The sequence below is a fragment of the Pseudomonas sp. CAU 1711 genome (genome assembly GCF_039888625.1).
GTDB lineage: Bacteria > Pseudomonadota > Gammaproteobacteria > Pseudomonadales > Pseudomonadaceae > Aquipseudomonas.
Genome location: NZ_JBDQQT010000001.1, coordinates 377,442 through 389,282 on the forward strand (window position 1 = coordinate 377,442; position 11,841 = coordinate 389,282).

At 65.4% G+C, this 11,841-nt stretch carries 14 protein-coding genes and 1 other RNA gene; 10 read left to right on the forward strand and 5 right to left on the reverse strand.

Annotated elements, in window-relative coordinates:
* Positions 1–47: 47 nt before the first annotated feature.
* A complete protein-coding gene (locus AAFN46_RS01655; protein WP_347806940.1) occupies positions 48–1,085 on the reverse strand; it encodes an NADP(H)-dependent aldo-keto reductase in 1,038 nt (345 codons plus the stop codon).
* 275 nt (positions 1,086–1,360) lie between these two features.
* Between AAFN46_RS01655 and rplM the strand changes: the two genes are divergently transcribed.
* The 7 genes from rplM (at position 1,361) to AAFN46_RS01690 (ending at position 6,155) form a co-directional block, all read left to right on the forward strand.
* Positions 1,361–1,789 (forward strand): 50S ribosomal protein L13, encoded by a 429-nt coding sequence (gene rplM / locus AAFN46_RS01660; RefSeq protein WP_043309119.1) that lies wholly within the window; start codon positions 1,361–1,363, stop codon positions 1,787–1,789.
* Between the two features lie 14 nt (positions 1,790–1,803).
* Positions 1,804–2,196, forward strand: coding sequence for a 30S ribosomal protein S9 (rpsI, locus tag AAFN46_RS01665; protein ID WP_021701334.1), 393 nt, complete (start codon positions 1,804–1,806; stop codon positions 2,194–2,196).
* Positions 2,197–2,448: 252 nt separating this feature from the next.
* Complete coding sequence (gene petA, locus AAFN46_RS01670; RefSeq protein WP_347806941.1) at positions 2,449–3,042, forward strand: ubiquinol-cytochrome c reductase iron-sulfur subunit; 594 nt, start codon at positions 2,449–2,451, stop codon at positions 3,040–3,042.
* Positions 3,042–4,253 carry a cytochrome bc complex cytochrome b subunit gene (locus AAFN46_RS01675; protein ID WP_347807010.1) on the forward strand — a complete coding sequence of 404 codons (1,212 nt, stop codon included), beginning with the start codon at positions 3,042–3,044 and terminating at the stop codon, positions 4,251–4,253. Before petA ends, AAFN46_RS01675 begins: the two co-directional genes overlap by 1 nt.
* A complete protein-coding gene (locus tag AAFN46_RS01680) occupies positions 4,253–5,035 on the forward strand; it encodes a cytochrome c1 (protein ID WP_347806942.1) in 783 nt (260 codons plus the stop codon). The genes AAFN46_RS01675 and AAFN46_RS01680 overlap by 1 nt, the downstream gene beginning before the upstream one ends.
* Positions 5,036–5,107: 72 nt before the next feature.
* Complete coding sequence (locus AAFN46_RS01685) at positions 5,108–5,725, forward strand: glutathione S-transferase N-terminal domain-containing protein (RefSeq protein WP_347806943.1); 618 nt, start codon at positions 5,108–5,110, stop codon at positions 5,723–5,725.
* A 16-nt stretch (positions 5,726–5,741) separates the two neighbouring features.
* Positions 5,742–6,155, forward strand: coding sequence for a ClpXP protease specificity-enhancing factor (locus tag AAFN46_RS01690; RefSeq protein ID WP_347806944.1), 414 nt, complete (start codon positions 5,742–5,744; stop codon positions 6,153–6,155).
* A gap of 108 nt (positions 6,156–6,263) precedes the next feature.
* On the opposite strand, the gene AAFN46_RS01695 is transcribed toward AAFN46_RS01690, so the two are convergent.
* From AAFN46_RS01695 to AAFN46_RS01710, 4 genes are all read right to left on the reverse strand, one after another.
* Positions 6,264–6,794 carry a BON domain-containing protein gene (locus AAFN46_RS01695; protein ID WP_347806945.1) on the reverse strand — a complete coding sequence of 177 codons (531 nt, stop codon included), beginning with the start codon at positions 6,792–6,794 and terminating at the stop codon, positions 6,264–6,266.
* Positions 6,791–7,384 (reverse strand): phosphoheptose isomerase, encoded by a 594-nt coding sequence (locus AAFN46_RS01700; protein ID WP_347806946.1) that lies wholly within the window; start codon positions 7,382–7,384, stop codon positions 6,791–6,793. The genes AAFN46_RS01695 and AAFN46_RS01700 overlap by 4 nt, the downstream gene beginning before the upstream one ends.
* Positions 7,385–7,494: 110 nt before the next feature.
* Complete coding sequence (locus AAFN46_RS01705; RefSeq protein ID WP_347806947.1) at positions 7,495–7,860, reverse strand: YraN family protein; 366 nt, start codon at positions 7,858–7,860, stop codon at positions 7,495–7,497.
* Positions 7,844–9,658, reverse strand: a complete 1,815-nt coding sequence (locus tag AAFN46_RS01710) for a penicillin-binding protein activator (protein WP_347806948.1) — start codon at positions 9,656–9,658, stop codon at positions 7,844–7,846. The genes AAFN46_RS01705 and AAFN46_RS01710 overlap by 17 nt, the downstream gene beginning before the upstream one ends.
* A 123-nt stretch (positions 9,659–9,781) precedes the next feature.
* Between AAFN46_RS01710 and rsmI the strand changes: the two genes are divergently transcribed.
* From rsmI to mraZ, 3 genes are all read left to right on the forward strand, one after another.
* On the forward strand, positions 9,782–10,645 hold the full coding sequence (gene rsmI, locus AAFN46_RS01715; protein ID WP_347806949.1) for a 16S rRNA (cytidine(1402)-2'-O)-methyltransferase: 864 nt from the start codon (positions 9,782–9,784) through the stop codon (positions 10,643–10,645).
* Between the two features lie 94 nt (positions 10,646–10,739).
* An RNA gene (rnpB, locus tag AAFN46_RS01720) (RNase P RNA component class A) lies at positions 10,740–11,087 on the forward strand.
* Positions 11,088–11,384: 297 nt separating this feature from the next.
* Positions 11,385–11,840: a division/cell wall cluster transcriptional repressor MraZ gene (mraZ, locus tag AAFN46_RS01725; protein WP_347806950.1), complete on the forward strand. Its 456-nt coding sequence runs from the start codon at positions 11,385–11,387 to the stop codon at positions 11,838–11,840.
* The last annotated feature ends 1 nt before the right edge of the window (position 11,841 follow it).

An 11,841-nucleotide genomic window follows, 5' to 3' on the forward strand; every position in this document is an offset into this window, starting at 1 on the left:
CGTTTTCTTAAGTAAACGGCATTGCGGCGCTTGCCGGGCTTGTCGTTTCAGGGCGCCGGGTTGGGCTGCTCGCGCTGGATCGCCTCGATGGCCTCCAGCAGCTCATCGCCCAGCTCCAGGCTCAGGCTGCCGAGGTTGCTCTCCAGCTGCTCCAGGCTGGTGGCGCCGATGATGTTGCTGGTGACGAAGGGCTGGCGGGTGACGAAGGCCAGGGCCATCTGCGCCGGGTCCAGGCCATGTTCCTCGGCCAGGCGCACATAGCGGCTGCAGGCGGCCACCGCCTGCGGATTGGTGTAGCGGCTGAAGCGGCTGAACAGGCTGATGCGCGCATTGGCCGGCCGCGCGCCGTTCTCGTACTTGCCGCTGAGCATGCCGAAGGCCAGCGGCGAATAGGCCAGCAGGCCGCACTGTTCGCGCATCGCCACCTCGGCCAGGCCCACTTCGAAGCTGCGGTTGAGCAGGTTGTAGGGGTTCTGGATCGACACCGCGCGCGGCAGGCCCAGGCTGTCGGCCAGCTGCAGGTACTTCATGGTGCCCCAGGGCGTCTCGTTGGACAGGCCGATATGGCGGATCTTGCCGGCCTTGACCTGTTCGTCGAGCGCCTCGAGGGTCTCCTGCAGCGGGGTGAAGTCCTGTTCCTGGTGGCGATAGCCGAGCTGGCCGAAGAAGTTGGTGCTGCGCTCGGGCCAGTGCAGCTGGTAGAGGTCGATCCAGTCGGTCTGCAGGCGCTTGAGGCTGTCGTCCAGCGCGGCGACTATGTGCCGGCGGTTGTGCTTCAGGCTGCCGTCGCGGATATAGCCGATGCCGTTGCCGGGGCCGGCCACCTTGCTCGCCAGTACCCAGTCGGCGCGATTGCCGCGCGCCTTGAAGTAGTTGCCGATGATGCGCTCGGTGGCGCCGTAGGTCTCGGCGCGCGGCGGCACCGGGTACATCTCGGCGCTGTCGAGGAAGTTGATCCCGGCGGCGTACGCCCGGTCGAGCTGGGCGAAGCCCTCGGCCTCGCCGTTCTGCTCGCCCCAGGTCATGCTGCCCAGGCACAGGGCGCTGACTTCCAGTTCGGTTCGGCCCAGTTTGCGGTATTCCATGGCGACTCCTTGTGTCTGACTGCGCGGTCGATCATAAAGCAGGTTGCCTTTTCCGCAGTAATCGGCATAATTCCGCGGCTTTCTCGGCGGGGATGCCTAGCCTGTCCGGGAAGGAAGGTGGGGATGCCTAGCCCGCCGAACCCCCGCCGTGGCGGACGCGCTGACCCGAGCCCCCGATAGCGTCTGTTTCCGGCCGTCTTTGACCTTGTCAAAGCAAGCACTATTCAGTAAGATCCGCCGTCTTATTTTCAGGGCGGCCCCTGAGGCTATAGCGAATGAAGACTTTTACTGCAAAACCGGAAACCGTTAAGCGCGACTGGTACGTCGTCGACGCTGCCGGCCAGACCCTGGGTCGTCTGGCTACCGAAATCGCCAGCCGTCTGCGCGGCAAGCACAAGCCGGAGTACACCCCGCACGTTGATACCGGCGACTACATCGTCGTGATCAATGCCGAGCAGGTGCGTGTCACCGGTGCCAAGACCAGCGACAAGATGTACTACTCGCACTCCGGTTTCCCGGGCGGCATCAAGGAAATCAGCTTCGAGAAGCTGATCGCCAAGGCCCCCGAGCGCGTGATCGAGACCGCGGTCAAGGGCATGCTGCCGAAGAACCCGCTGGGTCGCGACATGTATCGCAAGCTGAAGGTGTACAAGGGTGCCAACCACCCGCACGCCGCTCAGCAGCCCCAAGAACTGAAGATTTGACGGAATAGTTCATTATGTCGGCGACTCAAAACTACGGCACTGGCCGTCGCAAGACCGCAACCGCGCGCGTATTCCTGCGCCCGGGCACTGGCAAGATCTCCATCAACAACCGCAGCCTGGATAACTTCTTTGGCCGCGAGACCGCTCGCATGGTCGTGCGTCAGCCGCTGGAGCTGACCGAGACCACCGAGAAGTTCGACATCTACGTCACCGTGCTCGGTGGTGGTGTCAGCGGTCAGGCCGGTGCCATCCGTCACGGCATCACCCGCGCCCTGATCGAGTACGACGAGAGCCTGCGCAGCCCGCTGCGCAAGGCCGGCTACGTCACTCGTGATGCCCGCGAAGTCGAGCGTAAGAAAGTGGGTCTGCGCAAGGCGCGTAAGCGTCCGCAATACTCCAAGCGTTAATTCGCTGCTACGTTCAAAGACGCCCAGTTTCCTCGCGGAGCTGGGCGTTTTTTATTGTCTCGAAATTCTTCTGCGACAACCTGTCGCATTGGTGCAAGGCCCGTTCCGCAAGGCCTGCGGCCAATTTGTATCCGGTAATTACCTTGTCAGAAAAGGGGCTTTTCTTTACCATTCGGCAAATTTTTGTGCGGCCCGATTTATTACTTAGTAGAGGCCTGACCACAGGCCACAAAGCTGATGGGAGACGACTGAATGAGCAATGACGGCGTGAATGCAGGCCGGCGTCGCTTCCTGGTGGCGGCCACTTCGGTGGTAGGCGCTGCCGGAGCGGTGGGTGCTGCGACTCCGTTCGTGGGGTCATGGTTCCCCAGTGCCAAGGCCAAGGCGGCCGGCGCACCGGTGAAAGTGAATATCGCCAAGGTCGAGCCCGGCCAGCAGATGGTTGCCGAGTGGCGCGGTCAGCCGGTGTTCATCGTGCGTCGTACCGAAGAGATCCTGGCCAATCTGGGCAAGATCCACGACAAGATGGCCGACCCCGAGTCCGCCTCGTCGGTTCAGCCGACCTATGTCGACAAGTCCAATCGCGCGATCAAGCCGGAAATCCTGGTGCTGGTCGGCCTGTGCACCCACCTGGGCTGCTCGCCGTCCTTCCGCCCGGAAGTGGCGCCGGCCGATCTCGGCCCGGAGTGGGTCGGCGGCTACTTCTGCCCCTGCCACGGTTCGCGCTACGACCTCGCCGGTCGCGTCTACAAGGCCCAGCCCGCGCCGCTGAACCTGCCGGTTCCGCCGCATTCCTACGAATCCGATGACGTCATCGTCGTCGGCGTGGACCAGGAGAAAGCATGATGGAAAAATTCATGGCCTGGATCGATGCGCGCTTCCCCGCCACCAAGATGTGGGAAGACCATCTGAGCAAGTACTACGCACCGAAGAACTTCAACTTCTTCTACTTCTTCGGCTCGCTGGCCCTGCTGGTGCTGGTCAACCAGATCCTCACCGGCATCTGGCTGACCATGAGCTTCACCCCGTCCGCCGAGGAAGCCTTCGCCTCCGTCGAGTACATCATGCGCGACGTGGAGTTCGGCTGGATCATCCGCTACCTGCACTCCACCGGTGCCTCCGCATTCTTCATCGTGGTCTACCTGCACATGTTCCGCGGCCTGCTCTACGGCTCCTACCAGAAGCCGCGCGAGCTGGTGTGGATCTTCGGCATGCTGATCTACCTGTGCCTGATGGCCGAGGCCTTCATGGGCTACCTGCTGCCGTGGGGTCAGATGTCCTACTGGGGCGCCCAGGTGATCATCTCGCTGTTCGGTGCCATCCCGGTGATCGGCGACGACCTGACCCAGTGGATCCGCGGTGACTACCTGATCTCCGGCATCACCCTGAACCGCTTTTTCGCCCTGCACGTGATCGCCCTGCCGATCGTCCTGCTCGGCCTGGTCGTGCTGCACATCCTGGCGCTGCACGAAGTCGGCTCGAACAACCCGGACGGTGTCGACATCAAGAAGAAGAAGGACGATAACGGCGTACCGCTGGACGGCATCGCCTTCCACCCGTACTACACCGTGAAGGACATAGTCGGTGTCGTGGTGTTCCTGTTCGTCTTCTGCGCCGTGGTGTTCTTCTTCCCGGAGATGGGCGGCTACTTCCTGGAGAAGCCGAACTTCGAGCAGGCCAACCCGTTCAAGACCCCCGAGCACATCGCTCCGGTGTGGTACTTCACCCCCTTCTACGCCATCCTGCGCGCCGTGCCGGACAAGCTGCTGGGCGTGATCGCCATGGGCGCGGCCATCGCCATCCTGTTCGTCCTGCCGTGGCTCGACCGTAGCCCGGTCAAGTCCATGCGCTACAAGGGCTGGCTGAGCAAGATCTGGCTGCTGGTGTTCTGCATCTCCTTCGTGATCCTCGGCGTGCTGGGCGTGCTGGCGCCGACCCCGGAGCGAACCCTGCTGTCGCAGGTCTGCACCGCGCTGTATTTCGCCTACTTCATCCTGATGCCGTTCTACACCCGGATGGAGAAGACTAAACCGGTTCCGGAAAGGGTGACTGGCTGATGAAAAAGCTATTTGCTGCATTCGTATTCGCCGCGCTGCCGGCCCTGTCTCTGGCATCCGGCGGTGCCGCGGTGCACCTGGATCAGGTCGATATCGATCTGACCGACAAGGCCGCCCTGCAGGACGGCGCGCGCACCTTCGCCAACTACTGCATGGGCTGCCACAGCGCCAAGTTCCAGCGTTACGAGCGTGTGGCCGACGACCTCGGCATTCCGCACGAGCTGATGCTGGACAACCTGGTGTTCACCGGCGCCAAGATCGGCGACCACATGAAGATCGGCATGAAGCCGGAAGACGCCAAGGTTTGGTTCGGCGCCGCGCCGCCCGACCTGACCCTGGTCGCCCGCGTACGCGGCACCGACTGGCTGTACACCTATCTGCGTACCTTCTACGAGGACCCCAGCCGTCCGCTGGGCGCCAACAACAAGGTATTCCCCAACGTCGGCATGCCCAACGTGCTGGTCGGCCTGCAGGGTCGCCAGGTGATCGGCTGCAAGCAGGTGCAGGTGGTCGAGGATGGCAAGAAGCAGTACGACCCGCTGACCGGCGCGCCCATCACCCATGAGGCCTGCGACCAGCTCACCGTGCTGCCCGACACCGGCAAGCTGAGCGAGGCCGAGTTCGACGAGAAGGTACACAACCTGGTGACCTTCCTCGCCTACTCGGCCAACCCGGTCAAGCTGGAGAGCCAGCGCATCGGCACCTACGTGCTGCTGTATCTGGCCTTCTTCTTCGTGTTCGCCTACCTGCTCAAGCGCGAATACTGGAAGGACGTCCACTGATATCCCGCGTTACCGTTGTCGACGCACGCACCCTCTGGGGTGCGTGCGTCTTTGCTTTTCTAGGAGGGCGCCATGGCCGCCACCAATAAGCTGGCCTGCTATTCCGACCCCGCCGACCACTATTCCCATCGCGTGCGCCTGGTGCTGGCCGAGAAGGGCGTCGCCGCCGAGATCATCGAGGTGCAGGCCGGGCGTTGCCCGGCCAAGCTGGCCGAAGTGAACCCCTACGGCAGTCTGCCGACCCTGGTCGACCGCGATCTGGCGCTGTACGAGTCCACCGTGGTGATGGAGTACCTCGACGAGCGTTACCCGCATCCGCCGTTGTTGCCGGTGTATCCTGTGGCCAGGGCCAATAGTCGGCTGCTGATGCACCGCATTCAGCGCGACTGGTGTCAGCTGGTCGATCGCATCCTCGATGCGCGCGCCAAGGACGCCGACAAGGCGCTGGCCCGCAAGGAGCTGCGCGAGAGCCTGACCGGCGTGTCGCCGCTGTTCGCCGACAAGCCGTTCTTCCTCAGCGAGGAGATGAGCCTGGTGGACTGTTGCCTGCTGCCCATCCTCTGGCGCCTGCCGCAGCTGGGGATCGAGTTGCCGCGCCCGGCCAAGCCGCTGCTGGACTACATGGAGCGGATGTTCGCCCGCGAGGCCTTCCAGGCCAGCCTGTCCACCGTCGAGCGTGATATGCGCTGAGCCGAGGAGAGCCGAGATGAATTCCAGTCGTCCCTACCTGGTGCGCGCACTCTACGAGTGGATAGTCGACAACGACTGCACGCCACATCTGCTGGTCAATGCCGAGTATCCGGGCGTACGGGTGCCGGCCGGTTACGCCAACGACGGCCAGATCGTGCTCAACGTGTCGCCCAGCGCCGTGCGCAACCTGCATATGGACAACGAGGCGGTCAGCTTCGAGGGGCGCTTCGGCGGTGTGGCCCACAGCCTGTTCATCCCGGCCGGCGCCATGCTGGCGATCTACGCGCGGGAGAACGGCCAGGGCATGGTCTTCGAGCTGGAGCCTCCGGTCGACGACGAGGACGAGGGGCCGGAGCCGGATGGCGATGGCCCGTCCGGCGGCGAGCCGCCGCGTCCCAGCGGGCGGCCCAGCCTCAAGGTGGTCAAATAGGCGCAGCGATAAGCTTCAAGCTGCAAGCCGCAAGTAGAGGCAACAAAAAACGGGCGCCGATGGCGCCCGTTTTTTGCTTGAGGCTTGAAGCTTGTGGCTTGCAGCTGCCTAGTTGGTGTACTGGTACAGCTGCACGATCTTCTGCACGCCGGACACGCTCTGCACCACGCGGGTGGCGGCGGCCCCTTCGGCGCGGGTGACCAGGCCCATCAGGTAGACGATGCCGTTCTCGGTCACCACCTTGACCCGTGCGCTCGGCACCTGGCTGTCGAACAGCATCTGCGTCTTGATCTTGGTGGTCAGCGCCGTGTCGCTGCTGCGCGCGGCCAGTGAGCTGGGCGGCAGCACCTGCAGTTCGTTGTGCACCTTGGTCACGCCCTGCACGTTGCGTGCGACTTGGCCGGCCTTTTCCTTGAGCTCGGCGCGCGGGGTCTGCCCGGCCAGCAGGATCACGCCGTTGTAGGCGGTCACCACCACGTGGGAGGTGGGCGAGGTCAGGTCGGCGTGGCTGCGCGAGATGTTGTTGGCCACGTCCGGTTCGAGGAACTGGTCGTCGATCTTGTTGCCGATGCTGCGGTTGCTGCAGCCGCCCAGCACGAGGCCGAGGGCGAGGGCGAGGATCAGGGCATTGCGGGTCATTCTTCGCTCCCGAACAGTTGACGGTCGATCAGGTCGCACAGGCAGTGGATCACCAGCAGGTGCACCTCCTGGATGCGCGCGGTGACCTTGGACGGCACGCGGATCTCCACGTCCTCCGGCAGCAGCAGCGAGGCCATGCCGCCGCCGTCGCGGCCGGTCAGGGCGACCACGGTCATCTCGCGGTCGTGGGCGGCCTGGATGGCCTGGATCACGTTGGCCGAGTTGCCGCTGGTGGAGATCGCCAGCAACACGTCGCCGGGGCGGCCGAGGGCGCGGATCTGCTTGGAGAACACCTCGTTGTAGCTGTAGTCGTTGGCGATCGAGGTGATGGTCGAGCTGTCGGTGGTCAGGGCGATGGCTGGCAGGCTCGGGCGCTCGCGCTCGAAGCGATTGAGCAGCTCCGAGGAGAAGTGCTGCGAGTCGCCGGCCGAGCCGCCATTGCCGCAGGAGAGGATCTTGCCCTCGTTGAGCAGCGAATGGACCATCACCGTGCTGGCGTGTTCGATGAAGGGCACCAGCACGTCCATGGCCTGCTGCTTGGTGTCGATGCTGGCCTGGAACATCTGGCGGATTCGGGATTGCATGTCCATGGGGCGAACCTTAGGTGTGCTGGCTGAGACAGCCGGGAAATAGCGAAGTTGCAGCGGTTTTTACCCGAGCCGGCGCGGTGTGTCGACTAGAAATCCTCGATCGGCGCGATTCAGCTTTCGAAGGCATTGCGCAGCCAGTTCGGCACGGCGCCCTCGGGGCCGAGCGCCACCACGTCGAAGCGGCAGGGCCGGTCGCGCCAGCGGCTCTCGCGCTGCAGGAACTGCCCGGCGGCGAGGATCAGGCGCTGGCGCTTGCGCGCGTCGATGCTTTCCAGGGCGCCGCCCCAGGCGGCGTGGCTGCGGTAGCGCACCTCGACGAAGACCAGGGTGTCGCCGTCGAGCATGATCAGGTCCAGCTCGCCGCCGCGGCAGCGCCAGTTCTGCGCCAGCAGGCGCAGGCCCTGACGCTGCAGGTGCTCGCGGGCCAGCGCCTCGGCGGCGCGGCCGCTGTCCTGGGGCTTACTGATAGACGACATCCGGCAGGCGCTGCACCTGGCCGCCGCGGAACTCGGCCCAGGGCAGCTGGCGCTCGATGCGCTGGCTCTGGTTCAGGCTGAGGCTGCCGGAAAGGCCTTCGACGCGGCTGTCCGGCAGGGCCTTGAGCTGGCTCAGGCGCGGTGCCAGGCGGAAGGCGTCGACGCCCATGGCGTACAGGCGGCCCAGGCTGCCGGCGGCCTGCGGCCACTGGCGGTCGACCTGCTGGCGCAGTGGATCGTTGGCGTCCAGCAGCCAGGGGGTCTCGCAGAAGCGAATGCCCTCCAGGTCCTGGTACTGGGTCGGGTTATGGCCGCCGGTATAGAGGTGGGAGGTGGCGTAGACCGGCAGGTCGCCGGCGTACTGGAAGGCCAGGGTCGGCTTGATCTGCTGGGCCTGCTGCGGGGTGGCGGCGAGGAAGATGAAGTCGATGTCCTGGCGTCGTGCCGGCAGAGCGGCCAGTTGGCTGCCCAGGGTGTTCTGCAGGCGCTTGGCGCGGGTTTCGCTCTGGCGCAGCTGGAGCAGGTCGGCGATCTGTCGGGCCAGTTCCACCGGTTGGTCGACGTGCTCGGCGGCGATCAGGCTGCCGCCGGCGGCCTGCCAGTTCTGCTGGAAAGCCGCCAGCACGCGATTGCCCCACTCGCCGCGCGGCACCAGGGCCACGGCGCTGCGCATGCCGTCGGCCCAGGCGCGGCGCGCTACCTCGCGGGCCTCGTCTTCGGCGGCCAGGCCGAACTGGAACAGCTGGGCCGGCGTCTCGCGGCCGGCGTCGCTGTAGTTCAGGGCCAGGGTGGTCAGCGGCAGTTGCGGTCGCTCGCTGAGCTGCTTGACCAGCGGCTTCTCCAGCGGGCCGACCACCAGTTGCGCGCCGTCGGCCTGGGCCTGGCGATAGAAGTCGTCCAGGGAGCTCAGGCGCGAGCTGTCGTAGAGCAGCACTTCCGGCGGATTCTGTCCGGCCTGCTGGGCCTGGTAGTGGGCTGCCAGGAAGCCGTCGCGCAGGGCGCGGGCCACGGCGGCCAGCTGGCCTTCCTGCGGCAGCAGCAGGGCGATCTTCTGCAGCGGCTGTCCGGCCAGCTCCTCGAGCTTGCTCAGGGCCTGCGGCGGCTGTTCGGCGGCCGGGTGCTCGGGGTGCTGGCGCTTCCAGGCGTCGATGGCGGCCAGTTGCTGATCCGGGGTGCCGGCGCTCTTGGTGGCCAGGGCCAGGCTCAACCAGCCGTCCAGGTCGCTGTCGCCGGAGGCGCTCAGCTGGCTCTGCGGCAGGCTGGAGACCAGGCTCCAGATGGCCTCGTGGTTGTTCAGGGCGGCCTTGCCGGAGAGCAGGGGGGCGATGAAGACTCGCTCGCGGGCGGCGGCCAGGGCCTGGCCGTCGGCCTCCAGGGCGCGGGCGCGGACCAGCTGGCTGCGGATCTGCTGCTCGACCGGCAGCTCGCCCAGGCGCTCCAGGCTCGGGTGCTGCAGGGCCTTGAGCGCGCTCTTCGGCTTGTTGCGGGCCATCGCCAGCTCGGCCTCCAGGGTGACGGCGAACACCTGCTGGGCCGGCTTCAGACCGTCCAGCGCGACTTCGTCGAGAATGCGTGTGGCGCGGCCGATGTCCTGCTGGCGCCAGGCCTGGTCGGCGGCCGACAGGCGCAGCAGGGCCGCCTGCTGAGGCTCGCTGGTGCTGGCCTGTTGCAGCAGTTGGTCGATGCTGGCCTGGGGCGTACGCGGCAGTTCACCGAGGCTGGACGAGGGCGAGCCGGCGCAGGCGGCGAGCAGGCCGGCGAGGCAGAGTGCGGAGAGCGGGCGCAGGCAGGCGATCATCTGGATACGTTCCCGGTACTGATCTAAAGGAAGGGCGGATTGTACCCAAGCACCGCCCCAGGCGCGATGTCGCCGCCGTGAAACGGGCTACAATGCGCGTTTTCCGTTTTCCGAGGGCTGTCCGTGAGCGCTTCCGTACCATCCGCCGCCGGCGGCACTCTCTATGTGGTCGCCACGCCCATCGGTAATCTCGATGACATCAGTGCGCGGGCGCTGCGCGTCCTCGCCGAGGTGGCGCTGATCGCCGCCGAGGACACCCGTCACTCGGCGCGGCTGCTGCAGCACTTCGGCATCGGCACGCCGCTGGCCGCCTGCCACGAGCACAACGAGCGCGACCAGGGTGGGCGCTTCCTGGCGCGCCTGCAGGCCGGCGAGGATGTGGCGCTGATCTCCGATGCCGGCACGCCGCTGATTTCCGACCCCGGCTTCCATCTGGTGCGCGCGGCCCGCGCCGCCGGCATCCGCGTGGTGCCGGTGCCGGGGGCCTGTGCGCTGGTCGCCGCGCTGTCGGCGGCCGGGTTGCCGTCGGACCGCTTCGCCTTCGAAGGTTTCCTGCCGGCCAAGGCGGTGGGGCGCCGCACGCGCCTGGAACAGGTCAGGGAAGATGGTCGCACCCTCATCTATTACGAGGCGCCGCATCGCCTGCTGGAGTCCCTGGCCGATATGCGTGATGTGTTCGGTGCCGAGCGCATGGCGGTGCTGGGGCGTGAGCTGACCAAGACCTTCGAGACCCTCAAGGGCCTGCCGCTGGGCGAACTGCACGACTGGGTGGCGGCCGACAGCAACCAGCAGCGCGGCGAGTGCGTGGTCCTGGTCGCCGGCTGGCAGGCGCCGGAAGGCGAGGAGGCGGTCAGCGGCGAGGCGCTGCGCGTGCTCGACCTGCTGCTCGCCGAGTTGCCGCTCAAGCGTGCGGCGGCGCTGGCGGCGGAGATCACCGGCGTGCGCAAGAACCTGTTGTACCAGGTGGCGCTGACGCGCCAGCTCTGAGCTACACGCTGCAAGTAAAAGTCGGGCTGGACGGGCCCTCGCTTGCGGCTTGAAGCTTGCCGCTTGTGGCTGCTCCCGTTACCCTTGGCGGCGGAGAGTCGATCGGACAGTCGCTGCCTTCGCAAGAAGGGGGAGGAAAGTCCGGGCTCCATAGGGCGGAGTGCCAGGTAACGCCTGGGAGGCGCGAGCCTACGGAAAGTGCCACAGAAAACAACCGCCTAAGCACGCGAGTGCCGGTAAGGGTGAAAAGGTGCGGTAAGAGCGCACCGCACGGCTGGCAACAGTCCGTGGCTAGGTAAACCCCACTCGGAGCAAGACCAAATAGGGTTCCATCGGCGTGGCCCGCGCTGGAACCGGGTAGGTTGCTAGAGGCGTACAGCGATGTGCGTCGTAGAGGAATGACTGTCCTCGACAGAACCCGGCTTACAGATCGACTCTCCTCCTTTCTCTTCTATCTGCTTCGCTTCTCAATACCAAAAAAATCTTACTCTTAAGAAATCACTTTAACTTTGAAGTTCAGCTTCATGAGGTGGCAGAAATTCGCCTGCGAAATAGCCTCTCCTTGTCCCTGCAAAGCCCCTCCTTAGTTCGCTAAATCACCGTCCCGTAAGGATTTTTCTGAGTTGGCGCGCCTTGACGCTAAGGCTTCTGCGTTCCTATAGTGTGCCGAAGTGGCACAAAGTGGAAAAAAGTGGGTCAAAGGGGCACGGAAAGCTAATCAGAGTGGGGAAGCGCAGCCTTGTTTCGTGGAGCTAACGCCATCAGTCTCGACGCCAAAGGGCGACTCGCGATGCCGAGCCGGTATCGCGACGAGCTCGTTGTGCGTTGTGGCGGCCAGCTCATCGTCACCATCGATGCCGTCGATCCCTGCCTGTGCGTCTACCCCCTGCCGGAGTGGGAGCTGATCGAGGCCAAACTGCGCGACCTGCCGTCGCTGCGCGAAGAGACCCGTCGCCTGCAGCGCCTGCTGATCGGCAATGCCGTGGACATCGAACTGGACGGCAGCGGCCGCTTCCTGGTGCCGCCGCGCCTACGCGCCCATGCCGGCCTGGACAAGCATGCGATGCTGGTCGGCCAGCTGAACAAATTCCAACTGTGGAACGAAGAGGCCTGGAACGCACTTGCCGATGCGGACCTGGCAGCCATCAAACAACCCGGCGCCCTGCCGGACGACCTACGTGACCTGATCCTGTGAC